This is a genomic window from Halomonas sp. ML-15, assembly GCF_014779595.1.
GTDB lineage: Bacteria > Pseudomonadota > Gammaproteobacteria > Pseudomonadales > Halomonadaceae > Franzmannia.
The window spans coordinates 375,211-396,338 of record NZ_JACXZT010000002.1 but is presented as its reverse complement, the minus strand read 5'-3'; the positions used below and the strand labels follow the sequence as shown (position 1 = coordinate 396,338).

Below are 21,128 nucleotides of genomic sequence, written 5' to 3'. Positions count from 1 at the left end.
GCGTAGGAAAGCCATCGAAGGCCGCCTGCGGGCACTACGATCAGCTCTAACAGAAGCACTGCTGGTCCTCACAGCAACTCAAGTCATCCAGCAGCATACCGGCTTGCTGATAATGCCTCATTACCTCCACATCCAGCTCCAACTCGGCCCCAATGGTGCCGCACACCACCGGGAAACGGCCGCGAAACTTGTAGATGAAACACAGCAGTATATCGCCATACGCCAGACGCGAGCCGGTCAGAAACAGGCCAGGCACCAGAGTGGATTCGTCAAAGCTATTGGTAAACGGCACCCCTTCGTCATCGTACAGAAACAGCGACTCCACCGGCCCAAGGTTGGCATTGAAGCCGGTGCAAAGGGTCGGCGCGTCTATGGCGGACCACTGCTCCCCGGTTTGGCAAAATACCCGGTAGCCTGACGCCTGCCGCTCAATGCGGGTCACCTCGCGGCCACTGGCCAGTTCAAAACGGGGATTGTCCCGCAGCTGTTCGAAGCGCTCTTGCGAGATCGGACTTAACACACGGCTGGGGTCATAGGTGTGCTCCCATTCATTACGACGCTCCAACATGGTGACCGACTTGCCTGCCCCCACCCAGTGCCACGCGGCGTCTATACCACTCTCGTAACCGCCAATGATGATTTGGTGGTCGCCCGTTTGCTCTGCGTAGCTGCCCAGCTCGCTGTTGTGGCGAGCCCACTCGGCCCCCTCAATGGTCGGAATCAGCGCGGCGCCATACTCGCCCCCGGCCCAGATCACAAAGCGGCAGCGCAGGCGGCGAGGACGCGCCGTGTACAGCTCGAACCCCTCCTTCAAGGGATAGACCTCGGTCACCGCTTCTTGTGTGGCCACGGGAATATCGTAGTGGTCGACCACTTTGCCAAGGTAGTCGGCATACTCCACGCCAGTGGGGTGCTCCCGCCTCAAGCTAAACGCCGGGGAGGTATCCGGCGTAATGGCATTGAGATCGGTTTGGTGGAAGCCATTGGCCGGAAACGACGGCGTGATCAAACGCATTTCCCGAGGCCAGCGGTGGAAGCTGGCACCGACCTGGCCGGCATCCAACACCAGCAGCCGCTCCCGAGGCAACTGCATCTGTCGCAGCAAAGCGGCACAGCCTAGCCCCGCCGGCCCGGCGCCGACAATGATGACATCTACGTCGAAAGCGTTGGACTCCACCATCAGGCCACCTCCCCCAGGGCTTGCTCAAACCAGGCCAGGGTCTGCTGATGATGAGCCTCGCCGTATAGCTCGATAAAGCGGGCCGTCATAAAATCCTGCTGGTCGTTTAAGGCGTTGATACGCTTGCGAATATAGGATTCAGTCAGCGAGATACCGCAGATTTCGGTAATGCAGTAGCGCCATTCGTCATAGCTGTTGGGGATCAGGTCGACCATATTGGCTCCTGCAGAGTGCGACAGAGGGGAAGTGTCAACCCAAATATCATTACGTTATAACATACCTAAAGCTGAGCAAGAAAATACCCGCCGCTCAGCGTTGGGTCCAACAGCCGAGCCGCCAGCACAGCAAGCGCTGTAATTTGACATAACCGCTACCAAGCACCAGAATGCAAATCAATCTCATTGAGATAAGCTATGGTGTCCTATGAACGCGGAACGCTCCCAGCTGTATTACACATGCGTTTTTCTGCACGTCTCCTTCCAGGCGATCCTGAACTCGGTCGCCACCTCGCCGAGGAGAGACGACACGCCCTGCTGGCTGGATGCTCAAACGCTGCGCATGCTGCTTGGTGAGCTGCAGCGCTGCCGCCAGGAGGCAGCGCCCTTCAAAGAGGTCAACCAGCCGCTGGATACCGCGATCTATCACTGCGGCCTGCTAATGGCGCAGTGCCCCGCTGCTCTCAACCGCCAGCTCTGCCAGCACCATCTCTCGGCGATCATGGCGCCGTTGAAGGAAGCCACCGCACAGCTCTCGAGTAGCACTCAGCGAACCCCTGCCACCGCCTCATCTCCTCGCCAGCGGCTGCGTGGTTGGCTGGGGTGGTGACGGCCGTCTGCCAACGTCAGCGCTGTCCTCATGCGTTTCTTCGACCATGAGCTCGAGCCGGTCAAGCACGGTAGATAAAGACAAGGAATCCAGCATGTTCGAGGTCAAGGGCGCCACTTTCGAGATCAACGGCAAATGCCTGCTGCATCCCGTGGAGCACCGTTTCGAAGAGGGCAAGGTCTACGGCTTGATCGGCCATAACGGCTCGGGGAAATCGACCCTGATCAGGCTGCTCGCCCAGCAGCAATCGGTCAGCCAGGGTGAGGTGCTGCTAGATGGCCGCCCCGTGCGTGACTGGGGCCAACGCGAGTTCGCCCGCCGGGTGGCCTATCTGCCCCAGCACCTACCGAACGCCGAGAATCTTATCGGGCGCGAGCTGATCAGCTTCGGGCGCTACCCCTGGCATGGGCTGCTGGGCCGCCACACCCGGGAGGACAAGGCTGCCGTCGAGCGCGCCATCGAACTCAGCCATACCGAGGATTTTGCCAACCGTCTGGTGGACACCCTCTCCGGCGGCGAACGCCAGCGCGTGTGGCTGGCCATGCTGCTGGCTCAGGAGAGCCGCTTCCTTCTTCTCGACGAACCGCTGGCCGCGCTGGATATCTCTCATCAGATGGAAGTGCTGGCACTGATCCGCAAGCTGTGCGACGAACTCAAGCTCTGCGTGATCATCGTGCTCCACGACATCAACATGGCCTCGCGCTACTGCGACGAGCTGCTCGCCCTGCACAGCGGCCGAGTGCTCGCCCACGGCTCCCCCGAGGAGATGATGACCAACGACACTCTGGAAGCGATCTACGGTCTGCCCATGCAGGTGATGCCCCACCCCAACGGCGAGCATCGCATCGCCGTGGCGTGTTAGGTGCCCTATCACCGTGCCGCGTGAAGAGACGTGACCTGAGCGCGTGGACGCTGTGGCGCTTGCTCCTGCAGCACCGCCATAAGCAGGGCTGATTCTTACCCTGCCTCAGACCTGCATATCCTCCTGCCAGCATAGACAGCCCAACCGACAGCGGCCGGGATGTAACGAGTAGTTGCACCGGCCCTCTTCATGCGTATACTAAATCTAATAAAAACATTTCTCATTATCAATAAATGCCAATACATCCAAGGGAACTTCACTGGAGATCAACGATGTCCCCCTCCCTATGCAGGCCTCTCCTCACTGTTGCTATTGCCAATATCTGTGCTTCAGCACTGTTGGCCTCGCCCGCCATACTTGCCCAGGACGCCACAACGCAGGCGGCAGAAAATGACGACACCATCGATACATTGCCCCCCCTTCAGGTAACCGGCGAGTACCTGCGTGATGCCTCGACTGAAGGAACAGGCTCATACACCACAGACTCAATGGATACCGCGACGCGGCTAGGCTTATCCATTCGAGAAACACCGCAGTCAGTATCAGTGATCAGCCGACAGCTGATTGATGATATGCAGTTGGAATCACTGACGGATGTGGTCAATACAGTGACGGGCCTCACTTCAACCCAGCAAGACAGCCAAAGACATGTTTTTTCAGCACGTGGATTTGAGATTAACAACTATCAGATTGATGGCATACCAACGACTTGGGAAAGTGGTTATTCCGCTGGAGAATCACAAATGGATACTATCCTTTATGACCGTATTGAAGTCGTTCGCGGTGCCAGTGGTTTGACTTCCGGTGCGGGTGATCCTTCGGCTGCGATCAACCTTGTGCGCAAGAAAGCGGATAGTGAGGAATTTACTGGACATGCCACTATCAGTGCTGGAAGCTGGGATCGCTATCAGGGTACTGTGGATATTTCGACGCCGTTAAATGAAGCAGGAACGGTACGCGGACGCGTCGTTGGCAGCTATCTCGAAGAAGGTTCTTTCGTTGATCGTTTGGAAAATGAAAAATCCGTTTTCTATGGCACCTTAGCTGCTGATTTATCAGATAACACTGTAATGAATGTCGGTATTAGCCAACAACAGAATAAACCGACCAGTTCAACCTGGGGCGGTTTACCTGCTTGGTTTAGTGATGGTGAAAGAACAGATTGGTCTCGCTCTAAAACGGTTGGCGCAGACTGGACAAGATGGGACTCTGAAGTAACTAATCACTTCGTAAACTTCGAGCATAATTTTGATTCCGGCGCATCCATTTACGCCGCTTATAGCAAAAGCATCAATAAAGCTGACTTGCCATTAGTCTATTTATACGGCACTCCTGATAAACAAACTGGCCTGGGAATGGGTGCGCTGCCAGCTTGGTATGACGTCGAGCGTAAGCAGGATAATATCGATATTTATGGCAACCTGCCGTTTTCACTTTCTGGCCGTGACCATGAGGTAACGGTAGGTCTGATGCACAGTAAGCAGGACTTTACCTCCGAACAGCGGAATCCACTGAATGCGCCGCCAGTCGGAAATTTCTATGAGTGGGATGGCTCTTATCCAGAGCCTGAGTGGGGTCCAAAAACACCCCATACAAGAAAAGAAACTGAACAACTTGGTGGTTATGGCGTTTTACGCTTATCGCTGGCTGACCCGCTGACCCTGATTCTGGGTAGTCGCATTACTAACTGGGATACCGAAGGCATAAAATCAAACGGTGACTTCTATGATTTCAATCACCACCAAATAGTCACACCCTATGCTGGCTTAATCTACGACATTAATGATACCTATTCAGCTTATGTCAGCTATACAGATATTTTTAACCCCCAGGACGAGCAGGATAGAAATGGTAATTACCTGGATCCAGTGGAAGGTAAAAACTATGAGACCGGCATTAAAGCGGAATATTTTGAAGGGCGCCTGAACGCCATGATCTCAGTATTTCGTATCGATCAGGATAACTTGGCGCAGCCCGATGTGGGTTATTTGGTTCCTGGCACCACTAACCAGGCCTCATATGCTGCGGAAGGCACCACCAGTATTGGTTATGAGTTTGAAGTATCAGGTGCTATCACCGATGATTGGAACCTTATGTTCGGGTGGTCACAGTTTCAGGCCGAAGATGCCGAGGGTTCAGCAGTCAATACCGCTCAGCCTCGCCGCACCGCAACCTTGTTCACTACCTATAAATTAAACGATTTAACCCTCGGTGGCGGCTTCAATTGGCAAAGCTCCAACTACACAAGGTTAACCAACCCGCTGGGGAACAGCGAAGAAATAAAACAGGGTAGTTATGCACTTGCTCACCTGATGGCCAATTATCAGATGACACCGGAGTTAAGCGCCCAGTTGAACATCAACAATCTATTTGACGAAAAGTATTACACCAATAGTGGTGCTTGGTTCAGTCAGTTGGCATACGGCGCGCCACGCAGCGCAAACTTGACACTAAAATATGACTTCTAAGATGACACAATGGAAAATTATCAAATACCCTCCATTTTATTTTCAACTGAAAGCTGAGTCTACATTACAGACTTATATCCGGCCCTCCCATGAAACTTCTCTATGTCAAGCACAGTTGTAAAATTTCGCACCAACAGCTTTCACCACTCCGCACTCTATATAGTATTTATGGTTTTTGTCATCATATTAATAGGTGACTTTGTTAGCAAGAATGCCATAGCAGGTATATCGAGCACACCAATAGCCACTTTGACGATTTAAAACCCAGGACGTGGATGGGGTAAGACAGCACGGTGAGGTCTATTTGACCGAGTCACGCAAGATCATCGACTGACTCAGCGTTCGAGCTCTCGCGAACTCGAACGTGGCTTACTGTTGACAGGATGCTTGGTCAGGGACGGCCAAGATCCTGTCTTTTTATTGCTTCGTCTTCCCCTCAGCGCGCGAAAACCACCGTGCGCTTGTCGTTCAGAAACACCCGCCGCTCGACGTGGTAATCCACTGCCCGGGCCAGGGTCAGGCACTCGATATCGCGGCCCTTGGCGACCAGGTCGTCGGGGGTATCGGCATGGGTCACCGGTTCCACGCCCTGGGTGATGATCGGCCCTTCGTCGAGGTCGTCGTTGATATAGTGGGCGGTGGCGCCGACCAGCTTGACGCCCTTCTCGTGAGCCTGGTGATAGGGCTTGGCACCCTTGAAGCCAGGCAGCAGCGAGTGGTGGATATTGATCGCTTTGCCCGCCAGCTTCTCGCTCATTTCACTGGAGAGCACCTGCATGTAGCGCGCCAGGATCACCAGCTCGGCGCCGCTCTCCTCGACCACCTGCCACACCTTGGCCTCTTGCTCGGCCTTGGTCTCCGGGGTGATCGGGAAGTGGTAGTAGGGCAGATCGTGCCAGGCGGCCAGCGGCTCGAGGTCGGGATGGTTGGAGACCACCGCACGGATCTCGATCGGTAGCTGGCCGGTGCGGTAGCGATAGAGCAGGTCGTTGAGGCAGTGGTCCGCCTTGGAGACCATGATCACGACCGGGGTCAGCTGCCCCGGCGAGGCCAGCTCGAAGCTCATGTCGAACTCGGCGGCGCGCGCGGCAAACTCTGCCTGGAAGGTATCGGCGTCAAACCCTGCCGCCTCGGGGAAGAAGGCGGTACGAATGAAGAAGCGCTGGCTGAGGCGATCATCGAAGGACTGCTGCTCGGTGATATAGCAGCGCTGCTCCTTGAGAAAGCGGGTGACCACGTCCACGGTGCCCAGGCGGCTGGGGCACTGGGCGGCGAGAATCCAGGTATCGGATGAGTGATTCATTGGGGGCTCCTTGATGGGCATCCCTGCCGCAGACGGTATGCTTGAGCATGCCTATTGTCGCTTATATTGACTATTGAGCAGCGCTATCGCAGATAGCTCAGGACTGATCCGTCGACAGGCTTACGAGGAGGCGCTGTTCATCTGGAGTTCGCCATCCCTCGCTACGCGACGAAGGGGAATGTTCCGCAAACACGCCGTGAACCCATCCCTGGGGGCTCGACGACGGCATCCCTGCCGTAGACGGTTTGCTTGAGCATGCCCCTTGTCGCTTATGCTGACCATAGCGGTGTTCGCGTTGCCAACTAGCGCTCTACCCCTATTGCATACTCCTCGCCGGCATCCAGCAACCAGCGGTAGCAGTAGTCGGCGAAGCTTCTGCGCACCACCAGCTCCCAGCGCGACTCGCCACTGCGGCGCACGATAACGGTGGCCTTGGCGAATACCGTGGTCACTCCTTTGCCTACCGCGAAGTGGCTCGGGTCGACGTCGTAGACCACCGACTTCATCAGCAGCTCGGGCACCGCGTCGCCCTCGAGGGTGAGCAGCGTCTGGCCGCCGCTGACGTCGACGATAGCGAAGCTGGCATCGCCGAGGCGCTCGCGTAGCTGCCGCTCGACGGCGAAGGCCTCGCCGCCGGGGACGATCAGCAGCCACTCGTCCGGCGATAGCCACTGGATGGAGCGCTCGCCGCTGGCATCCCAGCTCAGGGTATTGGGACGGCCCGGCAGGCCGATATCCAGCACCTCGCGCAGCGCCTCGTCGAGCACGATGGCCCCGCCGCGCAGGATCAGGTGGCCGAGAAACGCCTGCTCGCGCAGTACCACGCGGCTTGCGGCGCTGGGGGCCGGCGCCCCGCTGCGCTGCAGCGAGTAGGCCAGCGGTGTCTCGGCCGCCACGCTGGCGTGATCGGCGCGGGTATCGTAGAGGTTGACCCGGCTCATCGCAGAGTTAGACATGCTGACGCTCTCCCTTGGGATCGATGAAGATCGGGCTGGTGATCTCCGCTTCGTGGACGCTGCCGTCGACCATCGGCAGATAGACGCTCTCGCCCATCCTGTCGTGGCCGCCCTTGACCACCGCCAGAGCGAAGCCGCTCTCCAGGGTCGGGCTGTAGTAGCTCGAGGTGACGTGACCCACCATCGGCATGGGGATGGCGTGGTTTGGGTCGAAGACGATCTGCGCGCCCTCCTCCAACACTACCTTGGGGTCCTTGGGCTTGAGGCCCACCAGCTGCTTGCGGTCGCGGCGGGCGGTGTCGCTGCGGGTCAGCGCGCGCTTGCCGATCCACGAGAACGGCTTGTCGTAGCCCACGCACCACTGCATGCCGAGGTCTTCCGGGGTCACCGAACCGTCGGTGTCCTGGCCGACGATGATAAAGCCCTTCTCGGCGCGCAGGACGTGCATGGTTTCGGTGCCGTAAGGCGTCAGCTGGTACTTCTCGCCGTGGACGAACAGCGCCTTCCAGACGTGCATGGCGTAGTGGGCCTGGACGTTGATCTCGAAGGTCAGCTCGCCGGTGAAAGAGATACGGAAGACCCGCGCCGGCACCCCGGCCACCGTGCCCTCGCGCCAGTCCATGAACTTGAAGCTGTCGCGGTCGAGGTCGATATCGGTCAGCTCGGCGAGCAGCTGACGCGACTTGGGCCCGGTAATCGTCATGGTCGCCCAGTGGTCGGTCACCGAGGTAAAGGTCACGTCGAGCTCAGGCCACTCGGTCTGGTGCCACAGCTCCAGCCACTCGAGGATCGCCGCGGCGCCGCCGGTGGTGGTGGTCATCACGAAGTGGTTATCGGCCAGGCAGCTGGTCACACCGTCGTCGGTGACCATGCCGTCGTCCTTGCACATCAGGCCGTAGCGGCACTTGCCCACCGCCAGTTTCGCCCACTTGTTGGTGTAGATGCGGGCCAGGAACTCGCGGGCGTCCGGGCCTTGGATGTCGATCTTGCCCAGCGTCGAGGCGTCGAGGATACCGACCCCCTCGCGCACCGCACGGCACTCCCGGGCCACCGCCTCGTGCATGCTCTCCGGCTTGCCGCTCAGCGTGCGGGGGTAGTACCAGGGACGCTTCCACTGGCCGACGTCCTCGAACTCGGCGCCGTTCTCCACGTGCCACTGGTGCAGCGCGGTGTAGCGCTCGGGGTCGAACAGCTCGCCGCAGTGGCGACCGACGATGGCGCCAAAGGTCACCGGTGTGTAGTTGGGGCGGAATACGGTGGTGCCCACCTCGGGGATGGTGCGCTTCAGGCAGCGCGCGGCGATGGCCATGCCGTTGATATTGCCGAGCTTGCCTTGATCGGTGCCGAAGCCCATGGCGGTGTAGCGCTTGACGTGCTCGATGGACTCGAAGCCCTCGCGGGTGGCGAGTTCGATGGCCGCCGCGGTGACGTCGTTCTGCAAGTCGACGAACTGCTTGGGCGCGCGCAGGGTCGGTTTCTCATGGGGAATCTGAAAGAGCGCGCAGGCCGGCGATTCACTGATCGCCTCGCAGGCCGGCAGGGTCAGCGGCTCGGCGCTACCGCCAAGCACCGAGGCGACGCGGGCGCCAACCGCGGCACCGTCGGCCAGTACCTCACCCAGAGAGTAGATGCCCTGGGCGCCCCCGGCGGCGTGGACGCCGTCGACCAGAGTCGGTACGAAGCCGAGCAGGGCGTCGTTCCAGGTCGGCCGCGCGCCAGTGTGGGAGGCGAGGTGAATCACTGGGCTGTAGCCGCCGGAGCTGGCCACGCAGTCGCAGGCCAGGGTCTCCACTGGTCCGGCCACCCGGAAGCCGTCGATATCGATCTTGGCGACACGCGCCGCCGAGACGCGGTTGGCGCCCTTGGCCTCGATCACCGCGCTGCTGGTGATCACGCGGATGCCGCGCTGGCGGGCCGCGTCGACCAGGTTGCCATCCGGCGCTTCGCGAGCATCGACGATGGCCACTACCTCATGGCCGGCCGCGTGCCAGTCGAGGGCCGCGCGGTAGGCGTGATCATTGCTGGTGGAGAGCACAAGCCGTTTGCCTGGCACCACGCCATAGCGGCGGATATAGGTGGAGACGGCGCCGGCCAGCAGATTGCCCGGCACGTCGTTGCCAGCGTAGACCAGCGGTCGCTCGTGGGCGCCGGTGGCCAGTATCACCTGGCCGGCACGCACCCGGTGCAGTCGCGCCCGGCTCTGGCGTGCGCCCTCGGCGCTGGCCGGCGCGCAATCGGCCAGGTGCTCGGTGCGCCGCTCGTGCAGGGTGACGAAGTGGTGGTCGTGGTAGCCGTTGGCGGTGGTGCGCGGCAGCAGGGTGACATTGGCCATGCCGCCCAGCTCCTCGAGCACCCCGGCGACCCACTGGTCCGCCGGCTGGCCGTCGAGGATCTCGTGACTATCCAGCAGCGAGCCGCCCATCTCCTCCTGCTCGTCGGCGAGGATTACCCGCAGGCCGCTGCGCGCGGCAGCCAGGGCGGCGGCGAGCCCCGCCGGGCCGGCACCGATCACCAGCACCTCGCAGTGGCGATTGAAGTGGTCATAGATGTCCGGGTCGGCCTCGGCGGGACTGCGCCCGAGGCCAGCGCTCTTGCGGATATACTTCTCGTAGGTCATCCACATCGAGGCCGGGGCCATGAAGGTCTTGTAGTAGAAGCCCGGCGGCATGAAGTGGCCGCCGACCTTGCCGACCAGGCCCATCAGGTCCTTCTGCACGCTCGGCCAGCCGTTGGTGCTGCGCGCCACCAGGCCGTCGTAGAGCGCTTGCTGGGTGGCGCGCACGTTAGGTACCTGAGCGGCTTCCGAGGCGCCGAGCTGAACCACCGCATTGGGCTCCTCGGCGCCGGCGGCGACGATGCCCCGCGGCCGCGAGTACTTGAAGCTGCGATTGACGATATCGACGCCGTTGGCAATCAGTGCCGAGGCCAGGGTGTCACCGTGATAGCCCTGGTAGGTCTGGCCATTGAAGGTGAAGCTGAGCGGTCGGCTGCGGTCGATGCGCCCGCCCTGGGCGAGGCGCTGCACTTGCTGGTTCATGCGCGGACTCCTTGGCGGACATCATCAGTAGCGGTGGCCGCTTCGCTGACCGAAGGCTCAGCGGTAACGCTGGGCTGCTCGCCGATCTTGTAGGTTTCGAGAATCGCGTAGCTCACGGTGTGCCGGGTGATGTTGAAGAACTTGCGACAGCCGACGGCGTGCACCCAGAGTTCGTGATGGATGCCGCGCGGGTTGTCGCGGAAGAACAGATAGTCGCCCCACTCCTCATCGGTGCAGGCGTCGGGGTCCGCGGGCCGCAGGATATGGGCCTGGCCCTTGGGGTGGAACTCCTCTTCTTCGCGGAGCTCCTCGCAATAGGGGCAGTAGATTTGAAACATGGGGTTCTCCCTTGGAGAGACTTTCTCAATCCGGCATCGATGAGCTTATCCGGCGCTCATCTCGAGCACCTGTCCACGACGATTTGTCGGGGCGCCTATTCTCATTAATCACTCAATGCGCTACGCCGGCCGCACCGTGCTCGTCGATCAGCGCTCCGCTATGGAAGCGGTCGATGGAGAACGGCGCGGCAATCGGATGCATTTCACCCTTGGCCAGGCTGGCGGCAAAGACATGCCCCGAACCAGGCGTGGCCTTGAAGCCACCGGTCCCCCAGCCACAGTTGAAGAACAGCCCCTTCACCGGCGTCTTCGACAGGATCGGGCAGGCGTCCGGGCAGGTGTCGACGATGCCGCCCCACTGGCGGTTCATGCGCACCCGCGAGAAGATCGGGAACATCTCGACGATGGCCTGGAGGGTGTGCTCCACGGTGGGGAAGCTGCCGCGCTGGCCGTAGCCGTTGTAGCCGTCGATGCCGGCGCCGATCACCAGGTCGCCCTTGTCCGACTGGCTGATGTAGCCGTGGACGTGGTTGGACATCACCACGGTGTCGAGCACCGGCTTGAGCGGTTCGGAGACCAGCGCCTGCAGCGGGTGGGACTCCAGCGGCAGCCGGAAGCCGGCCATCTTGGCCAGCACCCCGGAGTTGCCGGCGGTGACGCAGCCGATGGTCTTGGCCTCGATATCGCCGCGGTTGGTGTGCACGCCGTAGACGCGGCCGTCGCGGATCTTGAAGCCGGTGACCTCGGTGTTCTGCAGCAGGTCGACGCCCAGCGCATCGGCGGCTCGGGCATAGCCCCAGGCCACGGCGTCGTGGCGTGCCACGCCGGCCCGCGGCTGCCAGGAGGCGCCCATCACCGGGTAGCGCGCACGCTTGGAGCAATCGAGAATCGGCACGATCTGCTGCACGCCGGCGGCATCGAGCACTTCGCCGTCGACGCCGTTGAGGCGGTTGGCGTTGACCCGGCGCTGGATGTCGCGCATGTCCTGCAGGGTGTGGCCAAGATTGAGCACGCCGCGCTGGGAGAACATCACGTTGTAGTTGATGTCCTGGGAGAGCCCTTCCCAGAGTTTCATGGAGTGCTCGTAGAGCGCCGCCGCTTCGTCCCATAGATAGTTGGAACGCACGATGGTGGTATTGCGAGCCGTATTACCACCGCCCAGCCAGCCCTTCTCGACCACCGCTACGTTGGTGATACCGTGCTCCTTGGCCAGGTAGTAGGCGGTGGCCAGGCCGTGGCCGCCACCACCGACGATGATCACGTCGTACTGTTTCTTGGGCGTGGGGTTGCGCCACTGGCGCTCCCAGTGCTCATGATGGCTCAGCGCGTGCTTGACCAGGCCGAAGCCGGAATATCGTTGCATGGTCGACTCCTGCGGGATGGCTGCGCCGGGCGCAGTTGCAAGGTGGTGAATGACTTCATCACTGCCGACGATGGTAAGAGTCGTTCGTTGCGACGAACTACTCGCCAGCGTCATGCCAGGTCGCATTTGCGACAGACAGGTCAAGAGAAGCGCAGCCTGCCATGCACAACCCCCATGGCAGGTCGAGCAGTATGAAGATATTTACTCCGCTACCAGCGTGTGACCCAGAGGATTAGCTCAGGGAAAAGCGTGAACAGCCCCACCGCGCCAAGCAGTATCAGCCAATAGGGCAAGGAAGCCTTGGCCGCAGTGGTGAGGTCGACTTCGTTTTTGGAAATGGATGTCAAGACAAAAAGATTCAACCCCATGGGAGGAGTTATCATTCCTATCTCGACCAACAAGGTAACGACGATGCCAAACCAGATGGGATCAAACCCAAGGCCAATAATCATAGGGAAGGTGATGGGTAGCGTCATCAATAGCAGTGAAATACCATCGAAAAAACAACCCAGCACAATATAGATGATGACGATTAATAGCAGAATACCGTAGGGGCCTAGGCCAAAACCACTGATAGCGTCTATCGCGGAGCGGGGGATGCCCAACAGACTAACCGCCTGAGATAGAATGACCGTGCCGAGTAAAATCATGCCAATTGCCGCAAACATCAGGGAGGCGTTCTTGAACGCCTGCCACAGCTTGGGTAGATCGAGATTTCCCCACGTCATGCCCAGCACGATACTCGCGACAACACCTAGAGCAGCGGACTCTGTTGGTGTCGCAATACCTAAGTAAATGGTCCCGAGAACAAAGAAGATCAGGATCGGCAGCGGCCAGATCTCCTTAAGCCCGCGGGCCACCGCTAGCCAGTCCATCCGCCCCTCCGCCACGGGTGCAATCGGCCCGCCAAGCTTAGTGCGTACGATGATCCATATTGAAAAGGCGCAAGCAATCATCAGGCCCGGCAGCATACCGGCGACGAACAGGGTGCCGATGGAGACATTCTGGGTGGCGCCGTAGATGATCAGCGCCAGGCTCGGCGGTATCAATAGGCCCAAGGTGCCGCCCGCCGCCAAACTACCTACCACCATACCGGGCTCATAGCCGCGCGATCTCAGCTCAGGATAACCTACCGAGCCAATGGCAGCGGCCGTCGAGGTGCTGGAGCCGCTGACGGCACCGAACAGTGTACATACCGCAATATTGGTATGCAGCAGCTGCCCCGGCACACGTGCAAAGAGTGGCGTCAGACCATTATAGACTCGCTTGGATATACCACTCGCCAGGAGAACCTCCCCAAGAAAAATGAACAGTGGCACCGCGCTCAGGGTAAAGTCGGTCAACATGTTCCAAGAAGCGGTGATCGCCAGGGGTGTAGCACCATTGGCCTGGAAATGCAGCAGCGCCATGCCAACCAACCCCAGCGCCGCACCCAGGATTGCCCCGCTAGTAAGAAGTACGGCAAGCCCACCACTAAGCAGTAACCAGCTCATGGCCCAACCTCCCCAGACGAAACATTGTCGCTAGGCGCTTGACGTATGCCATGGCGAAATTGCACCAGTATGCACAGCAGCATGGATATCGGCATGAGCGTCATCCAGGGCCATAGCAGGATGCCGCTGATATCCGTTCGCGATCGGATAGAGTGGGAGAACTCCATGAAGTCCCACGCCTCATAGGCGAACACCACGCAGAAGGTCACCAAGGTGAGCGTGCCGATCATATCCATTATGCCGGCCGCCGGCTCTGGCACCAGCCTTCGCACGATCTCTATGCGGATATGGCGCCCCTTGTCCAGCACGTAGGGCAGGCAGAGGAAGGTCATGGAAAGAAATAACAGACCGGCCAGCTCGTCAGAAAAACGCACGGGCCGGCCACCAATATAGCGCATCAGCGTACTGACGAAGATCAGCCCCGTCATCGCAATACCGCTGAGCACGCCAAGCAGAAAGGCGCCATGAGCCGATCGCTCGACGATGGCGCTCATTTTCTTCAGCATCGATTTATCCACCCTGAAATGACAAAAACTCGGGAGCCAGTGACTGGCTCCCGATGGATAGGCCTCACTCGGAAAGTGCTTTGGTCACTGTCTCGTAGTAACGCAGGCCATCCTCCCCAGCGTTCTCCGCCAGGCTCTGCCAGTTGTTCCAGGCCGCCGTCACGAAGGTATCAACATCCTCAGCGGAGAATGGCTCGAGCACGGTGATACCCAGCGCTTCGCGCTCTGTGCGTGCCTCGGACTCTCGCTCTGGATCCACGGCCAGCTCACGAGTGATGTCCCACACCTCCTGACCGGCCTCTTCCAATGCTTGACGCTGGTTGTCGTTCAATCGGCCCAGTGCTCGTTCACTGATGCCGAATATCCAGGGTGCCGCGGCCCAGGGATGCAGGTAAGCCTCGTATTCGGTTACTTCCTGTAGAGAAATGGTCTTGGCGACAGTAGAGAGATAGTAGGCGCAGTCCACGACACCCGTCTGTAGGGCCATATACATATCATTCTGAGGGATCACCTGAGCGGCAATGCCCAACTCATCGAAGGTCTCGACGAGGTGCCTCGACCAGACCCTCACTTTCTTATCCTGTAAGTCCTCGAGGGTGTTAACCGGCTCCTTGCAGTGCAACCCCACATCGAATACCGGCGCTACCACTCCCCCCACAGTGTGAATATCCCATTGTGCGAAGCCATCGTCGTACAGCTCCTTGATGACGGGCAGAATCTCAAGGTGCTGCTCTGGCTCGGTGATCGCCCCTTGGGCGTATACCGCGGAGAGTGCAGGCGCATCCCGGGTGTAATACTCCCCGTACAACAGTGCCATATCCACCATGCCGCGCTGCAAGGTACGCAGTATATCCGCTTCCCTGAGCCCCAGTGCACCAGCATGATTGACGTTAATCTTCAGTTCGCCGCCGGATTTCTCCTCCACTAACCTGGCGAACTCCTCAATATGCGCTGCCTCCGGCCGGGACTGCGCCAGACCGCTATGGAAATTCAGTGTGGTCTCGCTCGCCTGAGCATCGGATGTCACCAAGGCTAAGCCTAGCAGCGGCAAACAAATTATTAGCTTGTTGATTTTGTTATCTTTCATCGATTCACTACCTTCGAATGAGGAGGAGAACTTCATTCTGGGCACCCCACCCCCTCAGCAGCGGACCGCATGCGACACCTCCGTGCCGCAGAGCGACGGCTTTGATTTCCGCATCACTTTGCGTATCTTGAACTTTGGTCTAGCCGGACAGTCCCGGCCAGAGACCCAACATCAGGAGCCCATTCTCACATGGCCGCTCATTTTGAAAGCTTGCTCAAGAACAAGAACAGGGCTTACCTCCCGCCCAGCTCGCACCAAATGGGGCAGCCCCAGACGCGTAAGGTTGCTTTCGTACTGCTAGAGCATTTTTCCATGATGGCCTTCACCGGCGCGGTGGATGCCTTGGTGACTGCCAATCTGATGCGCCCCTCTACGCCTTACGAGGTGATAGTGACTAGCATTTCAGGCAAGCATGTATTGAGCGACCTCAACATCGAGACCCCCGTAAGCTGTCAACTTGAGGAGCTCGATGAAAGACAGCTAGATATGCTGATTGTATGTGGTGGATTGAGGGTTGATCTGCAGCATGCTCCCGTAGTGCGCAACAAACTCAGGGCTGCCAGCAAAATGGGCGTCACGCTAGGGGGCTTGTGGAACGGCGCATGGCTCCTGGCCGAAGCTGGGCTGTTGAGTGGCTATGAATGCGCCTATCATCCTGATGGGCGCACCGCTCTGCGAGAGATGTTTCCTGAGGTCATAATTTCTAAGCATCATCATGTCCTGGATAGAGAGCGATTGACCTGTGCGGGGGCCAACAGCTCGCTAGATATGATGCTGGCAGTAGTGCGCCGGGACTGCGGAGAAGATTTTACTAACGCCATTGAGGAGATCCTGAGCTGCGATAAGCGTCAGGAAGTAGCTGATATATCTGTCATCAGTATCGATAACGACCCGACCCTGCCACAGTCGCTAAAATTAGCGCTAGAGCTAATGCATAACAACATAGAAGAACCGCTTTCCATCCACGAAATCGCCGACTGCATCGATATCTCAAGGCGGCAGCTGGAGCGCCTATTTCAGCGGCATGTAGATGCCCGCCCTTCACGCTACTATCTCGAACTGCGCTTGACTCATGCTCGCCGATTACTGCAACAGACCAACAAGTCCATCACCGAAATAGCCATAGCCACTGGATTTATCAGTATTTCCCACTTCCGACGTAGCTTCCATCAGCTATTCGATATTCCACCTGGCCGCTTCCGAAAGGCAAAGGCTAGCCAACAGCATCATCCGCCAGGCTAGCCTGCTTGAGCAGCCAAAGACGCTATTTGCCTAGGCTGCCTTATGGGTGATGGCCTACGCCTTGTTCAGGCGATGGCGCTGTGCCGCTCGGCGTCGACATGTCGGCTATCAGCATAGACCGGGTAGCGAGCGCACAGGATCGCGACCTTGTCGCGCACTTCGGCTTCTACGGCGGCGCTGTCACTGCCCTCGCCCAAGGCATCGAGGATGTCACAGATCCACTCGGCGAGCGTCTGGCAGTCGTCGATATCGAAGCCGCGTGTGGTCACCGCCGGAGTACCGAGGCGCAGGCCGGAGGTGACGAAAGGGCTCTGCGGATCGTTGGGTACGGCGTTCTTGTTGACGGTGATATGTGCGCGCCCCAGCGCCGCGTCGGCGTCCTTGCCGGTGACGCCCTGGGCAATCAGCGAGACCAGGAACAGGTGATCGTCGGTGCCGCCGGAGACCACCTCGAAGCCGCGGTCGATGAACACCGCGGCCATCGCCCGAGCGTTGTCGATCACCCGCTGCTGGTATTGCACGAACTCCTGGCTCATGGCCTCCTTGAAGGCCACTGCCTTGGCGGCGATGACATGCATCAGCGGCCCGCCTTGCTGGCCGGGGAATACCGCACCGTTGAGTTTCTTGTAGAGGTCCGCATCGCCGCTGGCCGAGAGGATCAGGCCGCCGCGGGGGCCGCGCAGGGTCTTGTGGGTAGTCGTGGTCACCACATGGGCATGCGGCAGCGGGCTGGGATAGAGGCCGGCAGCCACCAGGCCCGCCACATGTGCCATATCGACCAGTAGCCAGGCGCCCACGGCGTCCGCGATGGCGCGAAAGCGACGCCAGTCGACGACCCGCGAGTAAGCCGAGAAGCCGGCGATGATCAGCTTGGGGCGGTGCTCATGGGCCAGCCGCTCGACCTCGGCATAGTCGATCTCGCCGGTCTCGGGATTCAGGCCATACTGCACGGCGTGATAGTGCTTGCCGGAGAAGTTGGGCGCCGCGCCGTGGGTCAGGTGGCCGCCGTGGGCCAGGCTCATGCCGAGGACGGTATCCCCGGGCTTCACCAGCGCCATGAAGGCGGCGGCATTGGCCTGGGCCCCGGAGTGCGGCTGGACGTTGGCGTAGTCGGCACCGAACAGGTCGCAGGCGCGCTCCATGGCCAGCTTCTCGACCACATCGACATGCTCACAGCCGCCGTAGTAGCGCTTGCCTGGATAGCCTTCGGCGTACTTGTTGGTCAACTGGGTACCCTGAGCCTGCATGACCCACACGCTGGCGTAGTTCTCGGAGGCGATCAGTTCGACATGCGCCTCCTGGCGCGCCGTCTCGTCGGCGATGGCCGCGGCCAGAGGGGCGTCGAATGCCGCCAAGGTGTCGGTATGGGCAAAGCCGTCGCGGTGTGGCATAGGGGCCTCCAGGGGGTACGCGAGGGGGAGAGCTAATTCACTTGCGGCGATGGTATCCCCCGCCCCGACGGCCAAGATGCTTGGCGACGTCACGACGCGATGCGTTTGCGACAGCAGTGCCGTATTGCGACATCCGACGCGCGCTTTGCAGCGCAGCATGAATCGACGACAATAACCGCATGCCTTAGACCTTCGTCGCCGACCACCAAGGACACCGCATGTTTGTCGAACTCTTTGCCGTCATGGCTCCGGTCTTCGTCGGCGCCAGCCTGGGCTTCACCTGGATTCGCCTCGGCCACGCCTACCCGGTGGAGTTCGTCACCAAGCTGGTCTTCAATATCGGTACCCCGGCACTGATTCTGGCCTCGTTGACCGGCGCCGACATCGACGCCAACAGCTTGGGCAGGACCATGCTCGGTACCCTGCTGGTGATCGTGGCCATGGGTCTACTGACCTTTGCCGTGGCGCCGCTGGTGCGCAAGGACTGGCGGGTACTGCTGTCACCGATGATGTATCCCAACACCGGTAACATGGGACTGGCGGTGACGCTCTACGCCTTCGGCAGCAGCGGCTTCGCCTTCGCCATCGCCTCGATGGTCACGGTGTCGCTGGTGCAGTTCACCTTTGGCGCCGCCATGCACAGCAAGAGCGGCCGGCCACTGCGCACCCTGGCCCGTACTCCGACCATCTACGCCATCGGCATCGCCCTACTGCTATTGCTTACCGACACCGCCCTGCCGCGCTGGCTGGACAATACCGTGGACCTGATCTCCGGCTTCACGGTGCCGCTCATGCTGATCACCCTGGGCGTATCGCTGGCCAGCATCCAGGCCCGCAACCTCTCGTCGGGGGTCGGTTTCAGTGTGATCCGCACCCTGGCCGCGGCCCTGCTGGCGTGGGGCATCGGCACCGTGATCGGCCTGCCGCCGCTGGCCCACAGCATCCTGGTGCTGCAGATGAGCATGCCGGTGGCGGTGTTCAACTACCTGTTCGCCCAGCGCTCCGGGCACGACCCCAAGTACGTCGCCGGTCTGGTGTTCTGCTCCACCTTGCTGTCGTTCATCTACCTGCCGATCCTGCTGGCGATCATGATGTAGCGGAGAAAACCCGGCTTGCCGAGGTCTCTGCTAGGGTAAGGGTCACCCATTCATGTCAGTGAGTTCGACACAGGGAGCGAGATCATGAGCAAGTTGGGCAAGACATCGCAAGGCGCCGTGCTGGGCAGCGCACTGGTCGCCGGCGGCCTGCTGGGCCTGAGTACCGCCCATGCCGAGGAGGTCGTCGCCGAGGGCATCGATAGCGAAGAGGCGACGCTGCGCATCGTTCAGCTGGTCGGCGGCCTGGAGAATCCCTGGGGCATCGCCGAGCTGCCCGATGGTCGCTTCGTGGTCACCGAACGCAGCGGTCGCATGGCGCTGATCGACGGCGACGAGATCACCCACCTCGACGGCGTACCGGAAGTGGCCGTCAACGGCCAAGGCGGCCTGCTCGATGTCACCCTGCATCACGCCTATGCCGAGGGTGAGGAGTGGCTCTACTTCACCTATTCCAAGCCCGGCGACGGCGGTACCGTCAGCGCCCTGGCCCGGGCGCGCCTGGATAGCGACGCGCTGGTCGATGTCGAGGAGCTGTTCGAGCAGGACCGTTACTCCCAGCCGGGGCGCCACTACGGCTCGCGGCTCGCCTGGCTGCCCGACGGCACGCTGCTGATGACCGTCGGCGACCGCGGCGTCGAGCCCGAGCGCTCCCAGGATGCCGACGACCACGCCGGGAGCGTGCTGCGCCTGACCGAGACCGGCGGCGTGCCTGACGATAATCCCTTCGTCGACGACGACAGTGCCCTGGACGAGATCTACTCCATCGGCAACCGCAATATCCAGGGCTTCGCCGTGGATGCCGACGGCGCGATCTGGGCCAGCGAGCACGGCCCGCTGGGCGGCGACGAGCTCAACCTGATAGAAGCCGGCGAGAACTACGGCTGGCCGACGGTAAGCCGCGGCGTCGACTATGGCACCCGCGAGCCGATCGGCGTCGACTCGCACCCGGATATGCAGGACGCGCGCTATATCTACGCGGATCGCTTTGCCCCCTCGGGGCTGGCCCAGGTCGACAGTGAGGCGCTCTCCGCCTGGCAGGGTAATCTGCTCGCCGGCGGGCTGCGCAGCGAGCAGCTAAAGCGGCTGGTCATGGAAGATGGCGAGGTAGCCCACCGCGAGATCGTGCTCGACGGCGAGATCGGCCGCATTCGTGAGGTGCACCAGGGCAGCGACGGCTATATCTACCTGCTCACCGATCATGGCGACGGCGGGCTCTACCGCCTCGAACCCGACGAGTAGGGTGGGTGGCGGTCAGTCGCAAGGCAACGTGTACATAAAAATGACACCTATGTACACTTTGCCACGACGCCTCCAGAGACCGCCGCGATGCCATCACCCAGTACGACCTCCGCCAAGGGCTCCAAGGACGTCTGGCTCGATGCAGCGTTTGACATGCTGCTCGAGTCCGGCGTCGATAGCGTACGCATTCTCCCCCTCGCCAAGCGGCTGAAGCTGTCTCGAACCAGCTTCTACTGGTTCTTCAAGGATCGCGAAGCGCTGCTGGATGCGCTGATCGCGCGCTGGCGGGAGAAGAATACCCAGGGACTGGTGCGTCAGACCGAGGCCTATGCCGAGACCATCGCCGAGGCGATGCTCAATGTCTTCGACTGCTGGCTGAACCCTCGGCTGTTCGACTCTCCGCTGGAGTTCGCCATGCGCAGCTGGGCGCTGCAGTCGGCGCCGGTGGTGAGTGAAATCGAGGCCGCCGACGCCACCCGTATCGACGCACTGTCGCGGATGTTCGAGCGCTATGGTTACGCCCCCCTGGCGGCCAACGTGCGTGGCCGAACCATCTATCTGACCCAGATCGGCTATATCTCGATGAAGACCCAGGAGCCCCTCGAGGTGCGCATGCAGCGCATCCCAGCCTATGTGGAAATCTTCACCGGTCAGCGTCCCGAGCCTCGCGAGCTGAAACGCTTCCACGCCCGTCATGGGTTTTCTCCAACCGATAGCGGCTAGCCACAGCCACTCTGATCG

At 60.4% G+C, this 21,128-nt stretch carries 18 protein-coding genes; 7 read left to right on the top strand and 11 right to left on the bottom strand.

Annotated elements, in window-relative coordinates:
• Positions 1-46: 46 nt before the first annotated feature.
• Both IEI94_RS03465 and IEI94_RS03460 read right to left on the bottom strand, forming a co-directional pair.
• On the bottom strand, positions 47-1,180 hold the full coding sequence (locus IEI94_RS03465) for an NAD(P)/FAD-dependent oxidoreductase (protein WP_191165584.1): 1,134 nt from the start codon (positions 1,178-1,180) through the stop codon (positions 47-49).
• A complete protein-coding gene (locus tag IEI94_RS03460) occupies positions 1,180-1,395 on the bottom strand; it encodes a hypothetical protein (RefSeq protein ID WP_191165582.1) in 216 nt (71 codons plus the stop codon). Before IEI94_RS03460 ends, IEI94_RS03465 begins: the two co-directional genes overlap by 1 nt.
• A 208-nt stretch (positions 1,396-1,603) precedes the next feature.
• Here IEI94_RS03460 and IEI94_RS03455 point away from each other — a divergent pair, with 208 nt between their 5' ends.
• From IEI94_RS03455 to IEI94_RS03445, 3 genes are all read left to right on the top strand, one after another.
• Positions 1,604-2,005, top strand: coding sequence for a hypothetical protein (locus tag IEI94_RS03455; RefSeq protein ID WP_191165580.1), 402 nt, complete (start codon positions 1,604-1,606; stop codon positions 2,003-2,005).
• Between the two features lie 94 nt (positions 2,006-2,099).
• Positions 2,100-2,867 carry an ABC transporter ATP-binding protein gene (locus tag IEI94_RS03450; RefSeq protein ID WP_191165578.1) on the top strand — a complete coding sequence of 256 codons (768 nt, stop codon included), beginning with the start codon at positions 2,100-2,102 and terminating at the stop codon, positions 2,865-2,867.
• Positions 2,868-3,139: 272 nt separating this feature from the next.
• Positions 3,140-5,335, top strand: a complete 2,196-nt coding sequence (locus tag IEI94_RS03445; RefSeq protein ID WP_191165576.1) for a TonB-dependent siderophore receptor — start codon at positions 3,140-3,142, stop codon at positions 5,333-5,335.
• A 436-nt stretch (positions 5,336-5,771) separates the two neighbouring features.
• On the opposite strand, the gene purU is transcribed toward IEI94_RS03445, so the two are convergent.
• The 8 genes from purU to dctP all read right to left on the bottom strand — a co-directional run bounded on the left by purU (position 5,772) and on the right by dctP (position 15,454).
• Complete coding sequence (gene purU / locus IEI94_RS03440) at positions 5,772-6,638, bottom strand: formyltetrahydrofolate deformylase (protein WP_191165574.1); 867 nt, start codon at positions 6,636-6,638, stop codon at positions 5,772-5,774.
• 302 nt (positions 6,639-6,940) lie between these two features.
• Positions 6,941-7,594, bottom strand: a complete 654-nt coding sequence (locus IEI94_RS03435) for a sarcosine oxidase subunit gamma (RefSeq protein ID WP_191165572.1) — start codon at positions 7,592-7,594, stop codon at positions 6,941-6,943.
• Positions 7,587-10,631 (bottom strand): sarcosine oxidase subunit alpha, encoded by a 3,045-nt coding sequence (locus tag IEI94_RS03430; protein WP_191165570.1) that lies wholly within the window; start codon positions 10,629-10,631, stop codon positions 7,587-7,589. Before IEI94_RS03430 ends, IEI94_RS03435 begins: the two co-directional genes overlap by 8 nt.
• Positions 10,628-10,969, bottom strand: a complete 342-nt coding sequence (locus IEI94_RS03425) for a sarcosine oxidase subunit delta (RefSeq protein ID WP_191165568.1) — start codon at positions 10,967-10,969, stop codon at positions 10,628-10,630. Before IEI94_RS03425 ends, IEI94_RS03430 begins: the two co-directional genes overlap by 4 nt.
• A 112-nt stretch (positions 10,970-11,081) precedes the next feature.
• Complete coding sequence (locus IEI94_RS03420) at positions 11,082-12,332, bottom strand: sarcosine oxidase subunit beta family protein (protein WP_191165566.1); 1,251 nt, start codon at positions 12,330-12,332, stop codon at positions 11,082-11,084.
• Between the two features lie 209 nt (positions 12,333-12,541).
• Positions 12,542-13,825 (bottom strand): TRAP transporter large permease, encoded by a 1,284-nt coding sequence (locus IEI94_RS03415; protein WP_191165564.1) that lies wholly within the window; start codon positions 13,823-13,825, stop codon positions 12,542-12,544.
• Positions 13,822-14,331 (bottom strand): TRAP transporter small permease, encoded by a 510-nt coding sequence (locus IEI94_RS03410; protein WP_191165563.1) that lies wholly within the window; start codon positions 14,329-14,331, stop codon positions 13,822-13,824. Before IEI94_RS03410 ends, IEI94_RS03415 begins: the two co-directional genes overlap by 4 nt.
• A gap of 64 nt (positions 14,332-14,395) precedes the next feature.
• Positions 14,396-15,454: a TRAP transporter substrate-binding protein DctP gene (dctP, locus tag IEI94_RS03405; RefSeq protein WP_224749905.1), complete on the bottom strand. Its 1,059-nt coding sequence runs from the start codon at positions 15,452-15,454 to the stop codon at positions 14,396-14,398.
• 153 nt (positions 15,455-15,607) lie between these two features.
• Here dctP and IEI94_RS03400 point away from each other — a divergent pair, with 153 nt between their 5' ends.
• Complete coding sequence (locus tag IEI94_RS03400; RefSeq protein WP_191165561.1) at positions 15,608-16,660, top strand: GlxA family transcriptional regulator; 1,053 nt, start codon at positions 15,608-15,610, stop codon at positions 16,658-16,660.
• Positions 16,661-16,725: 65 nt separating this feature from the next.
• Here IEI94_RS03400 and glyA read toward each other — a convergent pair whose 3' ends face one another.
• On the bottom strand, positions 16,726-18,051 hold the full coding sequence (gene glyA, locus IEI94_RS03395; protein ID WP_191165559.1) for a serine hydroxymethyltransferase: 1,326 nt from the start codon (positions 18,049-18,051) through the stop codon (positions 16,726-16,728).
• Positions 18,052-18,269: 218 nt separating this feature from the next.
• Between glyA and IEI94_RS03390 the strand changes: the two genes are divergently transcribed.
• The 3 genes from IEI94_RS03390 (at position 18,270) to IEI94_RS03380 (ending at position 21,110) form a co-directional block, all read left to right on the top strand.
• On the top strand, positions 18,270-19,148 hold the full coding sequence (locus IEI94_RS03390; protein ID WP_191165557.1) for an AEC family transporter: 879 nt from the start codon (positions 18,270-18,272) through the stop codon (positions 19,146-19,148).
• Between the two features lie 84 nt (positions 19,149-19,232).
• Positions 19,233-20,387, top strand: a complete 1,155-nt coding sequence (locus IEI94_RS03385; RefSeq protein WP_191165555.1) for a PQQ-dependent sugar dehydrogenase — start codon at positions 19,233-19,235, stop codon at positions 20,385-20,387.
• A gap of 87 nt (positions 20,388-20,474) precedes the next feature.
• Entirely contained in the window at positions 20,475-21,110 is a 636-nt protein-coding gene (locus tag IEI94_RS03380) for a TetR/AcrR family transcriptional regulator (RefSeq protein ID WP_191165553.1), read from the top strand.
• Positions 21,111-21,128 lie beyond the last annotated feature (18 nt).